The 21302-nt window shown below is 38.9% G+C and carries 20 protein-coding genes; 14 read left to right on the top strand and 6 right to left on the bottom strand.

Going from position 1 to position 21302, the window contains the following annotated elements; all coding sequences use genetic code 11:
- Positions 1–152 precede the first annotated feature (152 nt).
- Positions 153–344 carry a cold-shock protein gene (locus D0T08_RS08750; RefSeq protein ID WP_116982241.1) on the top strand — a complete coding sequence of 64 codons (192 nt, stop codon included), beginning with the start codon at positions 153–155 and terminating at the stop codon, positions 342–344.
- A 170-nt stretch (positions 345–514) separates the two neighbouring features.
- Here the strand turns inward: D0T08_RS08750 and D0T08_RS08745 are convergent, their stop codons facing one another.
- Positions 515–2275, bottom strand: a complete 1761-nt coding sequence (locus D0T08_RS08745; RefSeq protein ID WP_116982240.1) for an ABC transporter ATP-binding protein — start codon at positions 2273–2275, stop codon at positions 515–517.
- A 65-nt stretch (positions 2276–2340) separates the two neighbouring features.
- Here D0T08_RS08745 and D0T08_RS08740 point away from each other — a divergent pair, with 65 nt between their 5' ends.
- From D0T08_RS08740 to D0T08_RS08715, 6 genes are all read left to right on the top strand, one after another.
- Entirely contained in the window at positions 2341–2847 is a 507-nt protein-coding gene (locus D0T08_RS08740; protein WP_116982239.1) for a YdeI/OmpD-associated family protein, read from the top strand.
- Positions 2848–2898: 51 nt separating this feature from the next.
- Positions 2899–3489, top strand: coding sequence for a TetR/AcrR family transcriptional regulator (locus D0T08_RS08735; protein WP_116982238.1), 591 nt, complete (start codon positions 2899–2901; stop codon positions 3487–3489).
- Between the two features lie 59 nt (positions 3490–3548).
- Positions 3549–3764 (top strand): hypothetical protein, encoded by a 216-nt coding sequence (locus D0T08_RS08730; protein ID WP_116982237.1) that lies wholly within the window; start codon positions 3549–3551, stop codon positions 3762–3764.
- Positions 3765–3767: 3 nt separating this feature from the next.
- Entirely contained in the window at positions 3768–5015 is a 1248-nt protein-coding gene (locus tag D0T08_RS08725; protein ID WP_116982236.1) for an MFS transporter, read from the top strand.
- A 121-nt stretch (positions 5016–5136) separates the two neighbouring features.
- Entirely contained in the window at positions 5137–5733 is a 597-nt protein-coding gene (locus D0T08_RS08720; RefSeq protein WP_116982235.1) for a DUF4126 domain-containing protein, read from the top strand.
- 77 nt (positions 5734–5810) lie between these two features.
- Positions 5811–7142 carry an MFS transporter gene (locus D0T08_RS08715; RefSeq protein ID WP_116982234.1) on the top strand — a complete coding sequence of 444 codons (1332 nt, stop codon included), beginning with the start codon at positions 5811–5813 and terminating at the stop codon, positions 7140–7142.
- A gap of 178 nt (positions 7143–7320) precedes the next feature.
- Here the strand turns inward: D0T08_RS08715 and D0T08_RS08710 are convergent, their stop codons facing one another.
- From D0T08_RS08710 to D0T08_RS08700, 3 genes are all read right to left on the bottom strand, one after another.
- On the bottom strand, positions 7321–8298 hold the full coding sequence (locus D0T08_RS08710) for a glycosyltransferase family 2 protein (protein WP_116982233.1): 978 nt from the start codon (positions 8296–8298) through the stop codon (positions 7321–7323).
- Between the two features lie 127 nt (positions 8299–8425).
- A complete protein-coding gene (locus D0T08_RS08705; protein WP_116982232.1) occupies positions 8426–9028 on the bottom strand; it encodes a T9SS type A sorting domain-containing protein in 603 nt (200 codons plus the stop codon).
- Positions 9029–9233: 205 nt separating this feature from the next.
- Complete coding sequence (locus D0T08_RS08700) at positions 9234–10877, bottom strand: OstA-like protein (RefSeq protein WP_116982231.1); 1644 nt, start codon at positions 10875–10877, stop codon at positions 9234–9236.
- Between the two features lie 49 nt (positions 10878–10926).
- Between D0T08_RS08700 and tilS the strand changes: the two genes are divergently transcribed.
- The 7 genes from tilS to D0T08_RS08665 all read left to right on the top strand — a co-directional run bounded on the left by tilS (position 10927) and on the right by D0T08_RS08665 (position 19654).
- Positions 10927–12267, top strand: coding sequence for a tRNA lysidine(34) synthetase TilS (gene tilS, locus D0T08_RS08695; RefSeq protein ID WP_116982230.1), 1341 nt, complete (start codon positions 10927–10929; stop codon positions 12265–12267).
- A 253-nt stretch (positions 12268–12520) separates the two neighbouring features.
- A complete protein-coding gene (locus tag D0T08_RS08690) occupies positions 12521–14830 on the top strand; it encodes a carboxypeptidase regulatory-like domain-containing protein (protein WP_116982229.1) in 2310 nt (769 codons plus the stop codon).
- Between the two features lie 362 nt (positions 14831–15192).
- A complete protein-coding gene (locus tag D0T08_RS08685) occupies positions 15193–15738 on the top strand; it encodes an RNA polymerase sigma factor (RefSeq protein WP_116982228.1) in 546 nt (181 codons plus the stop codon).
- A complete protein-coding gene (locus D0T08_RS08680; RefSeq protein ID WP_116982227.1) occupies positions 15728–16288 on the top strand; it encodes a hypothetical protein in 561 nt (186 codons plus the stop codon). Before D0T08_RS08685 ends, D0T08_RS08680 begins: the two co-directional genes overlap by 11 nt.
- A 24-nt stretch (positions 16289–16312) precedes the next feature.
- Positions 16313–17458, top strand: a complete 1146-nt coding sequence (locus D0T08_RS08675; RefSeq protein ID WP_147322734.1) for a hypothetical protein — start codon at positions 16313–16315, stop codon at positions 17456–17458.
- A 127-nt stretch (positions 17459–17585) separates the two neighbouring features.
- On the top strand, positions 17586–18386 hold the full coding sequence (locus D0T08_RS08670; protein WP_158561221.1) for an alpha/beta hydrolase: 801 nt from the start codon (positions 17586–17588) through the stop codon (positions 18384–18386).
- A 197-nt stretch (positions 18387–18583) separates the two neighbouring features.
- A complete protein-coding gene (locus D0T08_RS08665) occupies positions 18584–19654 on the top strand; it encodes a M42 family metallopeptidase (protein WP_116982224.1) in 1071 nt (356 codons plus the stop codon).
- Between the two features lie 252 nt (positions 19655–19906).
- On the opposite strand, the gene D0T08_RS08660 is transcribed toward D0T08_RS08665, so the two are convergent.
- Positions 19907–20782, bottom strand: a complete 876-nt coding sequence (locus D0T08_RS08660) for an AraC family transcriptional regulator (protein WP_116982223.1) — start codon at positions 20780–20782, stop codon at positions 19907–19909.
- A gap of 1 nt (position 20783) precedes the next feature.
- On the bottom strand, positions 20784–21239 hold the full coding sequence (locus D0T08_RS08655) for a pyridoxamine 5'-phosphate oxidase family protein (protein ID WP_229238927.1): 456 nt from the start codon (positions 21237–21239) through the stop codon (positions 20784–20786).
- Between the last annotated feature and the right edge of the window lie 63 nt (positions 21240–21302).

Here is a 21302-nt window from a genome sequence, read left to right as displayed (position 1 = left end):
TAATTAAGGTTAATGGTTCGATAATGAGTAAAAATATAGTACAAAAAATAGGTAGAATTATCTATTTTTAAGAATAATTAGGCTATACGCTAGGTTTTGTCAATTAATAATCTCACCTTTGTACTTTAAGTACAAAATACAAATTTTTTCAAATGTCTACAGGAATTGTTAAGTTTTTCAACGAAACCAAAGGTTATGGTTTTGTTAAAGTTAATGGAACTAACCAAGAGGTTTTCGTCCATGTATCAGAATTAAAGGACCAAATCCGTCAGGATGACGAAGTAACTTTCGAAATCCAGGAAGGTAAAAGAGGTCTAAACGCCGTGAACGTGAAATTGGCATAATTATATCGATATATATAATTATCAAAAAAAGCTCTCAAGTAGATTGAGAGCTTTTTTGATTTTTATAATGTATCACGATTTTTTAAATCGTGTGGGTAAATTCTAAAGCCCATTATATTTTATTATTTGTTACAAACCACGATTTGAAAAATCGTGATACACAATTTCTCCTACACCAACGCCTCCTTGTACTGCATCCGATATAGGTTGGCATAGAATCCATCTTTCTCCAATAGTTCTTCATGGTTGCCTTCTTCCATTATCTGTCCTTTGTCTAAGACAATAATCTTATGCGCTTTCTGGATGGTGCTTAATCGGTGAGCAATCACAATGGCTGTGCGACCTTTCATTAACTGACTTATAGCATTCTGAATCAGCTCCTCTGTCTCAGTATCAACCGATGAAGTAGCTTCATCCAAAACAATAATCTTAGGGTCTTGTACCATAGCCCGTACAAACGAAATCAACTGACGTTGCCCTACTGAAAGCGTGGCGCCCCGTTCCTGCACATTATAATCATAGCCATTCGGTAACTGCATGATAAAATCATGTACCCCTACCAGTTTGGCAGCCTCAATGATATTTTCTCTTGAAATCGAAGTATCCCCCAAGGTAATATTGTTCTCAATCGTATCTGAAAACAGGAATACATCCTGCAATACCACCCCTATCTGCTCGCGCAGGTGTTTTAAATCATATTTCTTAATATCAATGCCATCAATCCATATTTCACCCTTATTTATCTCGTAAAATCTGGATAGTAGATTGATGATTGATGATTTCCCTGCGCCTGTTGCCCCTACAAAAGCCACCGTTTCTCCCTGATTGACTTTAAAAGATATATCTTTCAATACATAGTTTTCATCATTATAGGCAAACCAGACATCTTTAAACTCTACTTCTCCTTTCAGATGAGTGGTATATTTGCCATCATTGGCCGTGTATTCGTCACTATCCAGCAATTTGATGATACGGTCAGTGCTCACAATACCCATCTGTAGGGTATTCATTCTATCGGCCAGCATTCGTATCGGTCGGAAGAAGATATTAATAAACATGATAAAGGCCGTAACGGTACCGTAGCTTACCTCGCTATTCAACATCTGTTTTGCGCCAAACCATACTACCAGACCCGTACCCAAAGCCGCAATTACCTCTGCTACCGGATAGTAAACCGAGTAATACATAATAGACTTGATATTGGCATCGCGATGCTCTTTATTTATTGCCACAAATTTTTTGTACTCAATTTGCTCAGAGTTGAAAATCTGTACGATGCTCATACCCGTGATATGCTCCTGCACAAACGAATTGAGATTCGCAACAGCATTACGCACAGTATTAAACGACTTCTTTACTTTTTCTTTGAAAATATAGGTACTAACCAACATCAATGGAACAGTGCTCAGGCTTATTAATGAGAGTTTCCAGTCGGTATAAAACATCACCGTGATAATCAGAACCAATTGCAGAATATCCCCGGCAATGGCAGCTATGCCCTCACTAAATACATCAGCTAATGTTTCTATGTCTGAAATCGTACGGGTTACCAATCGGCCAATGGGTGTATCGTCAAAGAATTTTAAGCGTAAATGAATTATCTTCTGATACAATTGGATACGGATATCACGGATGATATTCTGTCCCAACCAACCAGCCAGATAGGTATTCACAAACTGAATCAGCGATTGGAGTACCAATACTCCCACCATGATAAGCATCATTCGGGCCAAACCAGTATAATCGCCTGAGGTTACAGGACCGTCAATGGTCTGTTTTATTAAAAGCGGAATGGCCGGTGCCAAAGCTGCCCCCACCAGAATCACGAACACTAAAGAATAAAAACGAAATTGATACGGACGTATAAACTGAAACAACCTCTTCAGTACTGCCCAATCGAAAATGTTACCGGAAGGATTTTGTTCGCTCATTCAATTTGTTTTTGCAAAGATTTCCTAATTTTAAACTCCTAAAGATACATAATCGTTCAGAAACAATGGTTACTTTTAAGACTACCCTACAGAAATTCGAGAAAAACGGAGATAAAACCGGTTGGACCTATATCATTATTCCTGCTATCCTTGCCAACCAAATCAAACCTGACACAAAGACTACTTATAGAGTAAGAGGCAAATTAGATGCATTCCCGATTGAACAGATAGCGCTATTGCCCGCAGGCGAAGGTGATTTTATGATGGCTATTAATGGTGGTATGCGCAAAGGCATCAAAAAAAGTGAAGGAGCAACGATTGAAGTCGCTTTGGAATTAGACACCAACGAACATAAAATATCCCCAGATTTATTGATATGCCTGGAAGACGAGCCAAAGGCTTTAGAGTTCTTTAATTCTCTGGCGCCGGGACATCAGCGGTACTTCTCCAACTGGATTGAAGGGGTAAAATCTATAGAAATCAAGAGCAAACGCATCTCACAAGCTGTATGGGGGTTGTCTAAAGGCATGGACTTCGGTGCTATTATCAGGCACTTCAAAAATAAAGTTTAATCATTTTTTAATAATAAATGAACGAACATTCATTTATATTTGTATCAACATATGAGATACAGAGACGAACATAAAGAACTGCTTGTAAAAGAGAGAGCAATCGAAATGATTGTGAGAGAGGGGCTTGATGGTTTTAGCATGCAGAAATTGGCTAAAGAAGCCGGTGTCTCGCCTGCTACATTATATATCTATTATAAAGATAAAGAAGATTTATTAATTCAGCTAGGGTACGAAGAAGCCACCAGATTAACAACCACGATTCTGAAAAACTTTGACCCCAACATGAAGTTTGAAGAGGGCATGCGGGTACAATGGCGTAATAGGGCAGATTATTGGCTGGAGAATCCGGTAAGGGCATCTTTTCTTGAACAATTGCGGCACTCTCCGCTCCGAACACGTGTCTTTGAGGCACTAGATACAGAGTTTGTGGCATCAATGGGTAGATTTCTGCATAATGCGATTGATAATAAAGAAATTAAACCCCTTACCAAAGAGGCATTCTGGTCGGTAGCTTATGCCCCTTTATATAACCTGATTCGCTTTCATACCGAGGGTATCAGTCTGGCAGGCGAACCATTCCAGTTTTCAGAAGAAATTATGTGGCAAACATTTGCATTAGTCATGAAAGCTCTGAAAGCATAGTTTATACCGACACACGATTATTTTGAAGACCTATAATTTTTGCGAAAAAGCTATTATTTATGGAGCTATTTATTCTGAAAACCAATGTGCTTAGCCTCGCTATGAAAGAGGAGCTTGCCCTGCAACTCAATCAGGTTCCACAAATTATCAAATGGTCGGTCGATTATCAGGATTGTGATGGAGTACTGCGGGCATCGGCAGACGGAATTTGTATGCACGAACTGATTCAGTTGATTAAAGAATCAGGATTTGAATGTGAAGAATTAAACAATTAATATATGGAAAAAAAAGCATTTACCGGGTATGAGAAATTAGTGATTGCACTACTGGCAATTACTCAATTTACAGTGGTTTTAGACTTTATGGTGATGTCTCCCTTAGGTGATATTCTGATGAAATCATTAGACATAAACCCTAAACAATTCGGTGTGGCTGTATCAAGCTATGCCTTTAGTGCAGGTATTTCAGGTTTATTAGCGGCAGGATTCGCCGATAAATACGACCGTAAAAAACTCCTGCTATTCTTTTATGTGGGTTTCATTTTAGGAACTTTGTTCTGCGGTCTGGCTCCTACTTATGAGTTATTGGTTGCCGCGCGTGTCTTTACAGGTTTGTTTGGGGGAGTTATCGGCTCAATTGGTATGGCTATTATCACTGATATTTTCCCGATTGAACAAAGAGGACGAGTAATGGGTACTGTGCAGATGGGTTTCGCCGCCAGTCAGGTTTTGGGTATCCCGATAGGCTTATATCTGGCCAATATATGGGGATGGCATGCGCCATTCCTGATGATTGTAGGCTTGAGTATCCTGATTGCTCTGGCGGTTATGCAGGGATTAAAACCTGTAACCAAACACCTGGAACAGAAAACGGATAGAAATGTATTTGAGCATTTCCGCCATGTGCTGGCTACAACCAATTATCAGATAGCTTTTGCCGGAACCGCCCTCCTATCAGTCGGTGGATTCCTGATGATGCCTTTTGGTAGTGCCTTTGCCATTAATAACTTGAAGATTACACAAGAGCAACTGCCGATAGTATTTATGGTAACAGGTATTTCAGCCTTGGTTATTATGCCTATTGTGGGCCGGTTGAGTGATAAGTTTGACAAGTTTAAGGTATTTGCCTTTGGCTCCATATGGGCAGTAATCATGACGGCTGTTTATACCAATCTTACCCCAATGCCCCTCTGGATTATCATGATTCTGAATGTGTTGCTATTTGCAGGCATCATGTCGAGAATGGTTCCGGCTACATCCTTAATGACGGGCATTCCGCAGATGCAGGATAGAGGTGCCTTTATGAGCATTAACTCATCGCTACAGCAAATTGCAGGTGGTATAGCCTCAATTGTGGCCGGATTGATTATCGTGCAGAAAGATAAAAACAGTCCCCTGGAACATTATCCGACACTAGGGATTATATCTATCGTGGTTATTCTGTTGTGTATCTGGCTGGTATATCGGGTAAGTCTCATTGTAAAACAGAAATTAGGGCCAAAGAAATCAGTTTCTGAGACTGCGTAATTTTGTATCACGATTTCCGTAGCGACGGACAGTTCAAATCGTTTATTAGACAACGATTTGAAAAATCGTGATACATATTTTATTTTTTTGCATAAATTGAACAATCATATCTGTTCCGTTCATGCAAGAATTTCTAATCAGCCTTTGTGTTGGTATTGCCTTAAGTGCCTGTTCAGGCTTCCGTATTTTTGTACCTATGCTGATAGGTAATCTGGCTACCCGCTTCGGAGTGCTTGATTTATCACAAGGCTTTGAGTGGTTGGCCAGTCCTGCAGCTACTTATATTTTAGGTGCTGCCACTTTAGCCGAAATTCTGGCTTATTATATACCTGTTGTTGATAATCTATTAGATACAATTGCGATGCCTGCTTCGTTTGTGGCTGGCACTATTCTCACTACTTCTTTCCTCAAAATTGATTCTCCCGAATTGAAATGGACACTTGGCATTGTAGCTGGGGGTGGCATGGCCGGGACTATCCAAGCCGGAACCAGTCTGCTCCGACTAGCCTCTACCAAGTTTACAGGGGGCTTCGGCAATTCTATTCTGGCTACCATCGAAAACTTCATTTCCATCATCCTCTCCGCTCTCACGCTCTGGATTCCGGTTTTTATTGCTATTCTCTGTATAATACTATTTTTCTTTTTAATCCGTAAAATCATTAAACGTTTTCAGAATAAAAAAAGTAAAATTTCTTATGAGAATAATCCCAATCTTTGAATAAAAAATACTAACTTACTGCTCAATCTAAGACCTTACACCTAAGCAAATCCGATTAATTATCGGGTGCAATTTCTATGAAAGAACAGTCCTCGCTCCGTTATGCCTGGTATGTATTGGGCATACTTCTACTAGCTTATATCTCTTCGTTTATCGACAGACAAATTTTAGCGCTCCTGGTTAAACCTATTAAAGCATCATTCGGTATTTCGGATACTCAGATGGGCTTATTGATGGGGCTTAGCTTTGCGTTATTCTACACGCTTTTAGGTATCCCTATCGGATTGATGGCGGATAGAATGAGCCGTAAGAAAATCATCGGCTGGGGTATTGCTATCTGGAGTTTAATGACGGTGCTTTGTGGATTGGCAGGTAGTTTCTGGGCATTGTTTTTTGCACGTGTAGGTGTGGGTATCGGTGAAGCCGCGCTCTCCCCTGCTGCTTATTCTGTGATTTCCGACTATTTCCCGAAAAGAAAGCTGGCTACAGCCATGAGTATTTATAATCTGGGAGTTTATTTAGGTTCAGGCCTCTCTATACTGATTGGCGCGGCTATCAGTTCCATGATTGGGAAAGAAAATATTCAGATACCATTTGTTGGAGAAATCTACTCATGGCAGGTGATTTTCTTTTATATTGGCTTCCCGGGATTACTAATTGTACTCCTGTTGCAAACTATCAAAGAACCTAAGCGCAAAGAACTGGATAGTGATAAAGAATCGACCAGTAAAGCTAGTATCGCTGAAATAGTAGCCTATTTCAAAGCAAATAAAACCACTTTCCTGAGCCTGAGTTTTGGTATTTCTTTTATGTCACTAGCCTCCTATGCGGGTATTTATTGGGTACCGACTTATCTCAACCGGATACACGGTTGGGAAGCGCAAAAAGCCGGAGTAGTTTTTGGATTGATAATTACCGTTTTTGCTACTCTAGGTGTGCTTACAGGCGGTAGATATGCCGATCATCTATCTAAAAAAGGCGTGGTAAATGCCAAAATGAAAGCAGGTTTCATCGGGATGTCAATATCGGTATTGTGCACAATTGGTTTGTTAATGTCTGACCCGAATATCGGATTGATATTTATTTCCCTTTTCTGCTTTTTTGCGGCCTTCCCTTATGGTTCGGCAACTGCCGCCATTCAGGAAGTGGCACCTAATAATATGCGGGCTATTTTCTCGGCATTTTTCCTCTTCGTGGTAAATATCATAGGCCTGGGTTTAGGCCCATTGTCGGTAGGTTTGTTGAATGATATTGTTTTTCACGACCCTCTTAAAATTCAATATTCCATTTTTATTACGCAATTTGTAGGCTGTATCATTTCGGCAGGATTGTTATTTGTGGGTTTGAAGCCGTTTGTGAAGAGTGTGGATTATTTGAAGAAACATTTAATGATGATAACACACCCCTAGCCCCTAAAGGGGGACTTTTAACACAGGTTTAACATGATGTTCTGGCACTAGACATTAGCGTATCCTTTGTCTAGACGTAGAGACAGGGACTAGGCGTCCCCGCATTGCCCTGTCTCTACCAAATGAGGCAATTTTCAGAATTTTACTTTACTAAACGTAATACTTCGAATTAATTCATTCAAACCCCTTTTAATTTCTCCTGCATAAAGCCAATGCCATAGGCAAATAGTTGGATGAAACAGGCAACAATGCTTAGAAAACCTACTTTAAGGCTTTTGTTTTTTACAGTAGAATCTATGAATATCATTAATTTATATAGCGCCATTACTCCTATGGAAAATAAAAAGGTATAGCAGAAAAATGGGCTTATAAAACTCAGTAGCAATTGAACAGGGATTGATAAAACGCCTAGCGTAAAGACCATCGGGAAAAAGTGTACCAATTTTAGTTCGGAAGGAAACATTCTGGATAGATTGATACGGCCGCGACCAAAGAAATGTAATTGCTTGTAAAACTGCCCAAAATCAGTGCGCCTTTTATGATAGATGAAAGCTTCTTCTATTAAACCTACCTTGAATCCCTTGTTAATAATACGAATGCTGAATTCAATGTCTTCGGCCATGCGGGTCATGGTATAGCCCTGCGTTTCCTCCCAGACTTTTCTGGAAATGCCAAAATTGAAACTACGTGGGTGAAACTGCCCGCCTGCATTGTTTTTCTTGCCTCTGATGCCTCCGGTAGTAAATACTGATGTCATGGCATAGTTAATGGCTTTCTGCGTATCTGTAAAGCTTTCATGCGCAGCATCTGGACCTCCGTAAGCATCCAGCCAATTTGTTGAGAGATGATTATCAACAATCTCAAAATATCGCTCCGGGATAATGGCATCAGAATCTAATTGCACAAAATAATCACCAATGGCACGCTCAAAGCCATAATTGCGAGAAAAGCCCTGCCCTGAATTGGATTTGTAGAAATATTTAATATCCAACCGTTTTTCAAAACTCCGGCAAACCTCCTCACATTTCAATGTTGAACCATCTTCTACAATAATCACCTCAAAGTTCTGATAAGTCTGTCTGGTCAGGCTTTCGAGCAATTCTCTGACTTCATCAGGACGGTTATATACAGGTGTGATAACTGAATATTTTAACATGAGGTAATTTTAGCGGTAATATTAGGCTTGTGATTTTTTCTGCAAAAAAGCCATATTTTATGTGTTTTTCCAAAAAAAATAGGGAAGCGATTGCTCACTTCCCTGATAGTATATCTTGCTCAAAGGCTTAGTTATGTCTTACCAATAGCTTTTTGGTTACCACTTTCTTGCCATCTACCACCAATTGATACAAATACACACCTGAATCCCAGTTGGTAGTCTGTACTTTCAATTTGCGGTCGTTTTTGTCTAATTCAAAATTACCTACCTCGTTGCCCAACAAATTGTAAAAAGACATGCTTGCGTCATTTACGTTACCTGTAATCGAATAATCGACCATCGCAAAATCGTTGGCCGGATTCGGATAAATATTTGAAACCGTAATTTTATCGTTCGAAAACAACTTATCAGGCTCGCTGCTATTGCTATTACCAATATTTCTGTCAGTGCTGGCCGATAATGTTTCTGTATTAGCTGCTTTCACAACCGCTGGTTTTGGAGAACCATTCAAGAGTGCATTTCTAAAGTATTGATTGACCATAGCAGGTTTGTCAAGCTTCACCTCTTTAGGCATTGGTTTGCCTACATAGCTTAGCTTCTGCACTTTTGTGGTCGGCTTTTTACCAATATCCAGGCGTGACTTGCCTTTCTCGACTTGCGCAAGAGCCACGTTTGATAGTAGAGCCATTCCAATCAAAACCAATATATATTTTCGTAAATTTTTTACCATATTTTAACTCAAAAACTTTTATTAGATTCGTTATGTGATTTGTAGGGATTATACAAATGTAAACAACAAACTGAAAAAACCAAATTAATTTTTTATATAAGGACGCTAATAATGATTAAATGGTTGCAATAAGTTATAAATTTTATCGTTGTCAACCTTTTTTAACAAACTTTAGTACTTTTTACGCTTAAAAAAGTGTGCCAGCCTACTGTTTTACAGCAAATTTCACACCAAGAATTTGTTCTTTTGTAGGTTTTTCTTTTTCGCGCCAACTAAAGCCATCTAAACGGTTTGCACTATTAGTTAACTCTTTAGGTGGAACGAGCTTCGAGTCAGGTTTACCGATAAAAGCTATACGCTTCACCTGATTCTCACGAAACCGAATATTCATTTTACTACATTCGACATGATTTACGCCAATTAGTTTATTCTGGTCGTCTAAAGCATAATAAATACTTTGTCCATTGCCCTCTACAATCACCTGATCAAGTCGGGTCTGTTCATTAAATAAGGCAGATATTTTCCGTCCTTTTACCTGATTATAGTTAGATGAGGTATCTTTCGCAATCACGAATCCCTGATTGATCAGAAACATCCGGTTTACCTTACCGTTTTTCATATATACGTGAATTGTATCGGCTTCAGATTGGTTTTGCGGATTCCAGAGTATAGGTTTTGTAAAAAAGTGTATTACTGAATCTTTCAGGTCATATAGGAGTGAATCACTTTTACTCTGCATATCAATTCTGTAAATCTGTACATTGCCCTGCGCAATCATCTTTTCCATTTTCCGCTCACGCTTCACCGTATCTTTTTTGGTTCTGGTGGTGGTGTCATCCATCATTTCGTAGGCATAAAGTGTATCAGCCCGCATATAAAGCGTATCTTTTTCTGACCCATTGCGCATAATGGCATTGCCCATTATTTTGGTGAAACCTGTTTGTCCGTTGCGGATGGCCCGGTTTCCGGTCAGTATCACCTTATCTTTCTTTGAAACTATCTCTACATTTCCTCTGGCTACACCAGACTCCGTTTTCTGGTCAAAATTCAAGGTATCTCCTACCAAAGTATAATTCTCATTGACTACCTTAGAGCGCCCCTTGAAATTAGCCAGTTGAGTTTCAGTATTATAGGTACTTCCGGCATTCGCTATTATATCACCATCTTTGCTCTTGATTAGCGTAGGGGCTTTAAATAAAGCCATTTTAGTACGGGCATTATACTGTAAACTATCTGTGGTAATCGTATATTTAGGATTAATGATTTCTACGTTTTCCTTATAATTAAAAATCTTTGAGCGGGTATTATAATAGCCTTTCTCACTCTTTAGTGTACTCGAATCCTGCACAATTACCCCACGAACCGGATAGTAAGCTCTGTTTCTTTGCATATCATACTCCACTATTCTCGTAGTCAAAGTCACTTTTGAATCAGTCAATACTACCTTTTTTCCTAATACACGGGCATATCTTGTATTTCCGTCATAATAAAGCGTATCCCCTGTTACAGTCAGGGTATCACCCTGCACAATACGGATATTCCCAAAGGCTTCTATGGTATTGCTCATTTCGTATTGAGTAGCCGTATTACAGTACAAAACTGCACCTTTATGCTGAAAAGATACATTGCCTATAAACTCACGTATCTCTGATGCCCCGTTGGTAATCAGGATACTATCTGCATGTAATAGGTTGATTCGGGTTTTAGGAGTAGTTGGTACAGGTGGATTGAGGGGTTTCTGGGCGTAAGTTATAAAAGAGCATAGCAAGCTTATCAACACCACCAGCGAAAGTCTGTTGGAGTGAATAAAATTGCGTATGCTTATATTTTTCAGGCCAATTGTCAACATCTTCTGTGCAATATTCTAATTTTGTTTGCAAAAGTACGTAATTGCGTTTATGCTTCAGTCTTTCTTAACATATATTAACGAACAAAGTCTTTTTCAGCTTACTGATAAAATTGTATTAGCGGTAAGTGGCGGCAGAGACTCTATTGTATTATTAGACCTGTTCAGAGAGGCGAAGTTTAATTTTACAGTAGCACATTGTAACTTTCAGTTAAGGGGTGAAGAATCAGACCAGGATGCCGAGTTTGTGAAGGAGCTGTGCGCGAGCCACGGAATACCATTCCGTACAACCAGCTTCCAGACAAAAGACTTCGCCAAAACCTACAAACTCTCTATAGAAATGGCTGCCCGACAACTACGCTACGAATGGTTTGAGCAGTTGAGACAGGAACTGGATTACCAATACATAGCCACAGCCCACCATCTGAATGACAGCATAGAAACGATTCTGCTGAACCTGACCAAAGGCACAGGTATTGCAGGATTGAGAGGGATTCTGCCAAAGAAAGATTCTATCATACGTCCATTGCTTTTTGCCGCAAGAACAGACATTGAAAACTATGTAGGAGAGAAGCAATTACAATGGAGAGAAGACAGTAGTAATGCGTCAAATGATTACCAACGCAATTTATTGCGAAATGAAGTAGTGCCCTTACTCAAAAAAATTAATCCAGGTTTAGAACATACTTTTGCCCGGAATATTGAAAGATTACAAGCCATTGAAAGCAATTTTCAGAATAATCTGGACACCTTTAAGGAATCTGTTTGCAAAGAAGAGAATGGTGCGCTTTGTTTAAAAATCAATATAATTCAAGACTGGAAATCATCTTCTTATCTATTGGAAGAAACATTGAAAGAGTTTGGATTCAACTATTTCCAATCGAAAGAAATCCATCAATCACTCAAAAAGACATCGGGTAAAACTTTTTATTCTGCTACGCATACTCTCATCAAAGACCGGGAGTATCTGATTATTACCCCTAAACAAGAAAAGAGTTTTGAAGAAGTATTCATTGAAAAGGGCATTCAAAATATTGAATATTATGACTTATTCTTACATATGAGTCCTGCTACAAAAGAGGATTGGCAAGCCTATCTGAATACCGAAAGAAAACACAACCTTCTCTGGGTTGATGCTTCCAAACTCAAATATCCCCTCAGCATCCGTCCCTGGCAGGAAGGAGACTGGTTTATTCCTCTGGGCATGAAAGGTAAAAAGAAAATTAGTGATTTTCTGGTAGATAAAAAAGTGCCTTTGCACCTGAAAAAGAGTACCTTCCTGTTATGTTCCAGTGATGATATTGTTTGGGTAATTGGGCAACGGACGGATGAGCGGTTTAAGATTACGGATGGGACGATGGAGGTGGTACGAGTGGAGGTATTATCTGTATAATAGTTATTTTGTAGAGACGCAATGCATTGCGTCTTCAGAGGTCTATAAAATCCTTTGAATCTTAATTTCATTTAAATATTCTCACATAATCTAATTCATTAAATAGGATAGGCCAACGAAGACGCAATGCATTGCGTCTCTACGAAAAAACAATTCTCCACCCTCCATCCCCTTTTTGGCACGGCTTTTGACAGGCTTAAAATGTAACCCAAAAAGTTATATTATTTAACCCGTTTAATAAAAGTCAAGTCCCATGATTAAAACCAGAATTGGGCTGTCGGCATTTGCTTTCCTAATAGTCCTACATACTTTTGCTCAAAACAATAAACTAAAATTAGCGAACCGCAACTTCGAGAATATCAGTTACATTGAGGCTATCCGTAATTATGAAGACTATTTACGCTCAGTCAAAAAAGGAACGCCCGAAGTAAAAGAAGCCTTAACCAAACTGGCTTACTGCTACCGTAAAGTTCAGGATTCACGCAATGCCGAGCTTACCTATGCCGACTTAATCAGTGCCTATGGCAATGAAGTAGAAAGCGAAGTGTACCTCTATTATGCACAGGCATTGGCCAACAACGGCAAGTATAAAGAATCACAAAAAATGTACAGCAAATACGGACAGGAACAAACCGCCGACATGCGTGGTCGTAAGTTTACTGTGGCCTATATGGACAATAGCCGTTTTTTTGAAGATTCGTCAACCTATAAAATAGATTACCTCTACGCGCTTAATTCCCGTCAATCTGATTTTAGTCCGATGTTTTATAAAAACTCATTGGTTTTTGTATCGGCACGCGAGGAAGGCGGTATTATCAAACGGGTTTTTATGCAAAACCAGACGCCTTTTCTTGACCTCTTTGTCTTTCCTGATACAACCCAGTTAAGAAAAGACAATATAGCGATGAAGAAAGCAGGTGCAGGGGCTATTTCTACTTCATCTTTAGGCAATCTGGAAAAAGCAGAGGAGGAGAAAGAAGAAAAACCTTTGACGAAAGTAGAGCAATTCAGCAAGACCCTTAATTCAAAATACCATGAAGGGCCGGCCACGTTCTTCAAAGATTATAAGAGAATAATTTTTACAAGTAATAACCGCAGCAAGGGCAAAAACCGGGTAGCTTCAGATGGCATTACCAAGCTCAAATTATATATGGCCTCCGAATCCAACAAAGGCTGGGGCAATATAGTCGACTTACCATTTAATAGCAACGAATATTCGTGCGGACATCCGGCGTTATCGCCAGACGATACCAAACTCTATTTTGTATCAGATATGCCCGGTGGATTTGGCGGAACAGATATTTATGTGACAGAATACCGCGACGGACAATGGAGTTCACCGGTAAATCTGGGCAGAGAAATCAATACTGAGGGCAACGAAATGTTTCCGTTTATTGATGAGAATGGTGATATGTATTTCGCTTCTGATGGACATGAGGGCCTAGGCGGACTGGATATATTTCATGTAGAATTGAGAGAGGGTATCCCGATGAGTGAAGTTAAAAACTTAGGAGCCCCTATTAACTCATCTAAAGACGATTTCGGGCTTATTACCGATGCAAGTCGAAGCAGAGGCTATTTCAGTTCAAACCGCAAACGTGGGTACAATGATGATAATCTATATTCTTTCATTCATGGTTGCCGTCAGTTGAATGTATTGGTTTATGATAATGATACCAAGAAACCTATTGAAAGTGTTGATGTACGTATACTGAAAGATGGTTTAAATAAAGAGCTGATTGTAACAGGCCCGGATGGCAAGGTTTCAATTTGTCTGGAGGCAGGCACTGATTTCGAATTCAAAGCTATGAAAGAGGGCTATGAGCCGAATAGTATTACCTATGGTACGTTTGCTACTTCATTGAAAAACAGAACAACTATCACGATGTATCTGCAGAAGTCTAAAACACCGCCACCAATCATTAAAGGAACGATCGTAGCCGAAGTAAATCAGGTGCCTATTGAGGGTGCTACTGTTACCCTTGAAAACGAAAAAGATGGCTCGATAGAAACTGTAGTAACGGGTGTAGATGGCAAATACGAGTTTCAACCTAAAAAAGAAGGGGACTATAGCGTAACAGCTATTAAAGATAAATATGCAGTAAACACCGAAAATCTTGGCAAAGTAAAACCAACCAAAAAAGGACCAAAATCTTTAGAACAGAATTTAGGTCTGGTGGGCGAAGGTGATATTTTCAGATTAGAGAATATCTACTACAACTACGGACAATTCTTTATCCGGCCGGACGCCGCCAAAGAATTAGAAACGAAACTGGTGCCTTTATTAAAAAAATATCCTGAAATGCGTATCGAAATCCGGTCACATACAGATAGCCGTTCGAGTGATGCATTCAACGCAAAACTGTCTGAAAACAGGGCAAGAGCAGTAGTTGATTATTTATTAACACGTGGCATAGAAATTGCAAGAATAGAAGCAAAGGGATATGGCGAGAGTGAATTATTAAATAATTGCGATAACGGCGCAGCTTGTTCAGAAGCACAGCATCAGGCTAATCGCAGAACAGAGTTTAAAATCTTATCGGTGGCAGTCAGTAGCCGATAATTAACAAGCAATCAAAGAGTAGTTTTTTTTCATAGTTTAGGGTTTATTATTCCGGAAAGCATTGCTAGTTTTTAGCAATGCTTTTTTGTGTATTAGCATAACCCTTCATGACAGCGACTGAAGTCGCCGCCTATATAAACAAAGGATTTATTTCTTATGTAAGCCCGACTTAAGTCGGGCGTTGTATACTAAAATAACCTTTGTTGTCTTAGGCGGCGACTTCAGTCGCTGTTACCAAGGCATAGCCAAAACTATAATAATGATTAAATCACAAATAAATTCTAAAAAAAAAATCTCACTTCAGACAACTTCTTCTTTACATTTAGCATATATACTATTGAAAGCCACAATCATTGTTATTAATGCAGGAACTTCAACTCATTCAGGAGCTACAGAAACAGAATCCGTTTGTACAGAAACGAGTCTACGACCGTTTCGTGAAACGAATGTTCAGGCTATGTCTCCGTTATGTAAAGATTGAAGCAGATGCACAGGAAATGTTAATGAATGGCTTTTTGAAATTTTTTAACTCAGTCAGCAAAATCGAGTATCGCGGTGAAAACACCCTGGAGCCTTATCTGAAAAAACTGATGATAAACGAGTGTCTGATGTTTATCAGGCAAAGAAAAGTAACCTGGGTGCTGATGGAAGAAATAGCCGATGATGAACCCATAAGCGATTTTTCAGCCTATGAACATCTTGAGGAAGAAGAAATCTATCAATTGGTTTTGAAGTTGACTGATGGCTACCGAACGGTTTTCAACCTTTATGCAATTGAAGGCTTTAGTCATAAAGAAATAGCTGCTCAATTACGCATTAGTGAAAATACTTCTAAAACCCAACTGTACAAAGCCCGATTACTATTACAAGCAGAACTGACGAAATTAGGATATAACTATGGAACATAAACTGGATAACTTTTTTCGTAGAAAGATCGATGATGTAGAAGATAGTCTATCAGAAAATTCCGCTTTCGATGAGGAGTTATTCTGGAACTCACTACAGAAGAATCTTGATAGACCCCAACGCAAAGGCTGGTGGAGATGGGTGGCCGTGGCCGCTTGTTTAGGGGGATTGGTATTGTGGGTAGTTTCTATTTCAAAGAAAACACCTAAAACTCCTTTAATTATCCATGAACTTAGATCTGAGCCAATTCCTGTATTAGCGATAGTTCCTCAAAAAATTAAGCCAACAAAGCCCAAGCTAAAGAAAAAGGCAATCATTGAGCCTAAAAAAGAATTAGAGATTGAGGTCGAGCAGTTAGCCGTAAAGGTAAATACTTCACCCATGCAGACTCCCGCTATTAAACAGGATTCAATTTATTTTAAACCGCTTATAGTGGCAGAAGCCAAACCACAGTTCAAGACTATTCATGTCAACGAGATTTCGACCTCTGAGAAACCACCTATACCACAACCAAAATTCAAAATCAGATTTGCCGCAAGGAGTCAGAATTAACTCATATATCTAAAACATAATATAATGTTACGAACCATCATTGTTTTATCAATGCTCCTGACGGGCATTGCCGGGGGAACTATATGCCAGACCCGAGCCAAATACGATACCATGAATGTACTGGAAAGTATTCGTCCCCCTATCCTACTCAATACTTTCGGTAAACGTTCAGATGTATTTTTAGTTGAAGAAGTAACTAAAAACAGCAATAAAATAACGATTGATTTCGGCAATAAAAACAGACTTTTGATAGACTTTCAAGGTTCATCATACGATTTAACAATCAATGCAGATTCATTACTGAGAAACTTCTGGCAAGATTACCAATTGGTAAAAGGCAGCTTTAAAAAAGATGCCACTAAGAAAATTACCTACTTTGGCAGAAATCGCTACGTTAATGGTAATCCCCTGATTGATATTATCTATCATCCGCAAAAAGAAGTTTTACAAATTACTAAAGATCGCGAGGTTCAATTAGTGCAATTGCTACAAGACACATTGGTTTTGGTTAATTATCAGAATGTAGCACAATCAGAATTACTAAAATCCCATAACCACGTTTTCAAAACTTATCCGCACCAGCAATTTACGTTTGTGTTGAATAGTCTGGACGATATCAGCGATATTCTCGAACTCAACATCAATCAAACTATAATTGAAGCAGTAGAACGATTGAAAAACGAAAGAAAAAGTACCTATCCCTGGAAAATGGTAAAAGTTGAAAACGATGTGGTAAATCAGAAAATCAAGTCTCAAACAGTCGGAGCAGCCCTATTAGACTTCCTCGAATTTCATGGTGATATTGGCGTAGGTACTTATCAGGATAAGATTATTCCCTCGGCTAGTTTAGGCATAAGTCTGGTATCAGGCAGGTATTTAAAAAGAGGATTTGTAATTGGCGCGCAAGCCTATTTCCCACATGAACGCAAAGCTGACAATACTTTTCAATTCAGCACTAAATATATGCCCTTTGTCGGGATGACATTTTTTAAGAAGAAAGAAAAGAGCAATGATATAGATTTAAAAGCGGGCATATTTGCCGGCTATGCCGAAAAGTCAATCAAATTATTTGGCTGGTATCAGGCTACACCTTTTCTCAGAATTCAACCGGAAATCAACCTTTTCAGCAAACAATCACCCGTTGGTTTACGCGTAGCTATAGGTCTTTGATGAGTATCTACTATTGTAATCCATATTAGTATATTTAAGAATAACCAGTTAATATATTTCACCCAACAATCATATGAAAAAGCAATTTTTCCTAGTCCTAAGCGTCCTTTTTGCCTATTCTTGCACAATGTCAAGTACTAAGAGCACTGAGCCGATTCAAACCCTTGATAAAAAAATCAATCTCTATTCAGAAGCTATCAAAGATTCATTTTATCTATCTGTTCAATTACCTAAAAAGTATTATGAAAAACCAGACCTAAAGTACCCGACAGTCTATATCGTAGATGCCAATTTTTATTTTCCAATGTTGGCAGAAACGGTAAAACAACACGAAATAGCAGGACTTTTGCCTCCTGTAATTTTAGTTGGGATAGGCTATAAATCTTTTGCGGCTATGGATTCTCTACGTGAACGTGATTATCTTTACCCTGCCTCTATACCTTCCGACGAAATGAAAGCTGTAGGTGGTGGTAAAAACTTTAATAGTTTTATAGTGAATCAACTGATTCCATATATTGACAAAGAATTCAGAACTGAGACAAGCAATCGCTCACTCATGGGACATTCATTTGGTGGTTATTTTAGCCTCTATGCCCTATTAAATCAGATTGAAAGCAATCAGACAACTTTCAAAAATATTGCCTCAGCAAGCCCATCTTTGTGGTACAATAATTATTACCTCAATCAACTAACTGCCAAACTCCAAAGCAAAAAAACACCAGACTCATTAAATATTTATCTGACTGCCGGAGGATTAGAAGACCCAACCTGGAATATCAATCCGCTTAAAAAACTAAGTACTGATATTACTAATGCTCATGTCTCAAACCTGAATGTGCATCAAGCTATCTACACCGATTTAGACCATATGGATGTGGCGATGATAACCTTTAGTCGGGCTTTACAGGAGTTTTATAAGAAGAATTGAGTGATTGTGTGATTTAGTGAATGAGTGATTAAAATTAGAGCATCATACTAAAGGACATGAAATACGTGGAGAAATCAGGTCTAGATTTCAAAATTTATTAATAAATTATTCACTCAATCACTCAATCACTAAATCACTCAATTATTCCATAATTTCTCTACCTTTGCACAAATTTTTCACCAAAGGGTAAGAGAATTATGGCAGAACCAAATATTGAATTTCTTTACAAGTATTTAAACAATGCTTCTCCTACTGGTTTTGAAGCATCAGGACAACAAATATGGCTCGATTACATAAAGCCATACATAGACACGCAACTGATTGATGTTTATGGAACAGCCGTTGGGGTTATTAATCCCGGCCAACCTTATAAAGTGGTAATTGAGGGTCACTCTGACGAGATTTCGTGGTTTGTGAACTATATTACAGAAGATGGGTATATTTATGTGCGCCGTAACGGTGGTTCTGACCATCAGATTGCACCATCCAAAAGAGTCAATATCCACACACGTAAAGGTATTGTTAAAGGTATTTTTGGCTGGCCCGCCATTCACGTGCGTGAATCTGCTACAGAAGAAAGACCAACACTTAAAAATATCTTCATTGATGTGGGTGCAGCGAAAAAAGCTGAGGTAGAAGAAATGGGAATCCATGTAGGCTGTGTGATTACTTTTGAAGATACCCTGATGGAATTGAATAATAAATTCTATGTAGGACGTGCGCTAGACAACCGCATCGGTGGATATATCATTGCAGAAGTGGCGCGTAAACTGAAAGAAAACAATATCCAATTGCCTTATACATTGTATGTGGTAAACTCGGTGCAGGAAGAAATAGGACTACGTGGGGCCGAAATGATTTCAAGAAGATTGAAACCGGATGTGGCTATCTGTTGTGATGTGACTCACGATACACAATCGCCGATGTATAATAAAAAACTGGATGGAGATATAGCCTGTGGTAGAGGCCCTGTATTGACCTACGGTCCGGCGGTGCAAAACAACCTGCTCAACTTTATGATTGAGGTGGCGGCAGAAAAATCTATCCCTTTCCAAAGAGCAGCCGCAAGCCGCTCAACGGGCACAGATACCGATTCTTTTGCTTATTCGGCAGAGGGTGTAGCATCTGCATTAATCTCATTACCGCAGAAGTATATGCACACCACAGTAGAAACGTGCCACAAAGAAGACATTCAGTCTTGTATTGATTTGTATTACGAAATTTTGCTAAAACTAGAAGCCGGACAGGATTTCAGGTATATAAAGTGATTATTTAGTGATTTAGTGAATGAGCGATTGAGTGATTAGAATTATTGTAAGTTAATGGCCATCGCCAATTCGACAAATTTACTCTGTGAAACTCAATGCTAACCTGGGCGTCGGTCGCTCTGTGTTGCTCCGTGGTAAATTGTTATCAATTGTTTTATTTTGCCTTATTGATATGAAATAAGCTAAAGGCCGCTCTTCTGATAAGAGTGGCCTTTGTTTTTTATCCAATCACTTAATACCAAATATCTATACCTACCCCCTGGCAAAACCCACGGTCTCCCGATACATCTGTGGCGAGACATCGGCATTATTCTTAAAAAACCTGCTGAAATAATATTCATCGTCATACCCCAGGTCGTGTGCAATTTCTTTTACTGATTTATTGGTGAGATATAACTCCCGCTTCGCCTCAATGACAATTCTCTCCGAAATTAAATCAGTTACCGTTTTATTGAAATGCGTTTTAGCGATTTTAGCTAATGTCTTGGGTGAGATATTAAGCATATCAGCATAGTCGCTGGCTGAATGTTTTGTTTTAAAATGGATTTCGATAAAGTCTTTCAGATTCTGCAAGATAAAAGGCTCTTTCTTATCAGCATAGTCTTGTTGGGCTTGTGGTTGTTGAGCCACTTTTAATCTGGATGCCGTTATCAGGAAAATTTTCAGGTAGGCGACTAATTGTTCGTACTGAGCCAAAGCAGGCGCCTGCAATTCCAGCTTCATCTGGGTCAATACCACTTCAAAGGTCTGTCTGGCTATTTCATCTACCTTTACAAAAGGCGGATTGTAAATATTATTAAACAACACACCGTTACACGCTATTTCCTGATGGTGTCTATGAATACAAAAGAAATTCGGGTGAAAATCTAACACTATTCCTTCTAATTCTTTAATTCCTTGTATCATAAATGGTTGATAAGGCGTAAAGAAAAACATATCGTCTTTCTCAAATTCATACTCCGAAAAATCAACTTTTGCTTTGCCACTTCCTTGTTGTATCCAGATGACCGAGAAATAATTCAGGCGTTGTACATGGTCAAAATGGCTGTTTCCCGTAAAAGAAAAAAGTTTAAAAGCGAGATTCCCGTTGAGTGGGTCAACCAGTGTAAAAGTATCCTGATTAAGCATATTAGGTATTTGTAGTTGCTTTAAGTCGTTCTATTTCGGCTTCTAATTGCGCAATATACTCTCGTTGCGGTTTCATCATTAGTTCAATTTCTTCGACTGTATATCTGGGTGTAATGTGTTGCGGACAATTCCAGTCAAAAGACTCTACATGAAAAACCATCATTCTCTCTGGTCTGAATTTATAATCTTTTATGTCCAGTTTTTTATATAATTCACTATCTTCCTCTAATTCCACCACCTCTACCCTGGCAAAAATCTTTAATCTGATTTTGTGCACATAATCCATCAAAAATAGAGAAACATTCCGATTAGTTTCAAAATTACCCACCGAAACATATTGTTTGTTTCCTGCGAAATCAATAAATCCTATTCGTTTAGCATCTAACACTTTCAGAAAACCTTTTGGCCCTCCCCGGTGCTGAATATAAGGAAAACCGCTTTCGGTAATACTGGCCATATAAAAGCTATCCCTCTGCGCAATGAACGATGCTTCATAGGTGCTTAAGCCATCCTTTCTATT

This window comes from Emticicia sp. C21 (assembly GCF_003418935.1).
Taxonomy (GTDB): domain Bacteria; phylum Bacteroidota; class Bacteroidia; order Cytophagales; family Spirosomataceae; genus Emticicia.
Note: the sequence above shows the minus strand (reverse complement) of the source record. Positions and strands in the feature narration are given on the sequence as shown.

Bases quoted from the DNA above. Each gene is read 5' to 3' on its own strand.
- D0T08_RS08750 (WP_116982241.1), top strand. From the start codon at position 153: ATGTCTACAGGAATTGTTAAGTTTTTCAACGAAACCAAAGGTTATGGT.
- D0T08_RS08745 (WP_116982240.1), bottom strand. From the start codon at position 2,275: ATGAGCGAACAAAATCCTTCCGGTAACATTTTCGATTGGGCAGTACTG.
- D0T08_RS08740 (WP_116982239.1), top strand. From the start codon at position 2,341: ATGGTTACTTTTAAGACTACCCTACAGAAATTCGAGAAAAACGGAGAT.
- D0T08_RS08735 (WP_116982238.1), top strand. From the start codon at position 2,899: ATGAGATACAGAGACGAACATAAAGAACTGCTTGTAAAAGAGAGAGCA.
- D0T08_RS08730 (WP_116982237.1), top strand. From the start codon at position 3,549: ATGGAGCTATTTATTCTGAAAACCAATGTGCTTAGCCTCGCTATGAAA.
- D0T08_RS08725 (WP_116982236.1), top strand. From the start codon at position 3,768: ATGGAAAAAAAAGCATTTACCGGGTATGAGAAATTAGTGATTGCACTA.
- D0T08_RS08720 (WP_116982235.1), top strand. From the start codon at position 5,137: ATGCAAGAATTTCTAATCAGCCTTTGTGTTGGTATTGCCTTAAGTGCC.
- D0T08_RS08715 (WP_116982234.1), top strand. From the start codon at position 5,811: ATGAAAGAACAGTCCTCGCTCCGTTATGCCTGGTATGTATTGGGCATA.
- D0T08_RS08710 (WP_116982233.1), bottom strand. From the start codon at position 8,298: ATGTTAAAATATTCAGTTATCACACCTGTATATAACCGTCCTGATGAA.
- D0T08_RS08705 (WP_116982232.1), bottom strand. From the start codon at position 9,028: ATGGTAAAAAATTTACGAAAATATATATTGGTTTTGATTGGAATGGCT.
- D0T08_RS08700 (WP_116982231.1), bottom strand. From the start codon at position 10,877: ATGTTGACAATTGGCCTGAAAAATATAAGCATACGCAATTTTATTCAC.
- tilS (WP_116982230.1), top strand. From the start codon at position 10,927: ATGCTTCAGTCTTTCTTAACATATATTAACGAACAAAGTCTTTTTCAG.
- D0T08_RS08690 (WP_116982229.1), top strand. From the start codon at position 12,521: ATGATTAAAACCAGAATTGGGCTGTCGGCATTTGCTTTCCTAATAGTC.
- D0T08_RS08685 (WP_116982228.1), top strand. From the start codon at position 15,193: ATGCAGGAACTTCAACTCATTCAGGAGCTACAGAAACAGAATCCGTTT.
- D0T08_RS08680 (WP_116982227.1), top strand. From the start codon at position 15,728: ATGGAACATAAACTGGATAACTTTTTTCGTAGAAAGATCGATGATGTA.
- D0T08_RS08675 (WP_147322734.1), top strand. From the start codon at position 16,313: ATGTTACGAACCATCATTGTTTTATCAATGCTCCTGACGGGCATTGCC.
- D0T08_RS08670 (WP_158561221.1), top strand. From the start codon at position 17,586: ATGTCAAGTACTAAGAGCACTGAGCCGATTCAAACCCTTGATAAAAAA.
- D0T08_RS08665 (WP_116982224.1), top strand. From the start codon at position 18,584: ATGGCAGAACCAAATATTGAATTTCTTTACAAGTATTTAAACAATGCT.
- D0T08_RS08660 (WP_116982223.1), bottom strand. From the start codon at position 20,782: ATGCTTAATCAGGATACTTTTACACTGGTTGACCCACTCAACGGGAAT.
- D0T08_RS08655 (WP_229238927.1), bottom strand. From the start codon at position 21,239: ATGGCCAGTATTACCGAAAGCGGTTTTCCTTATATTCAGCACCGGGGA.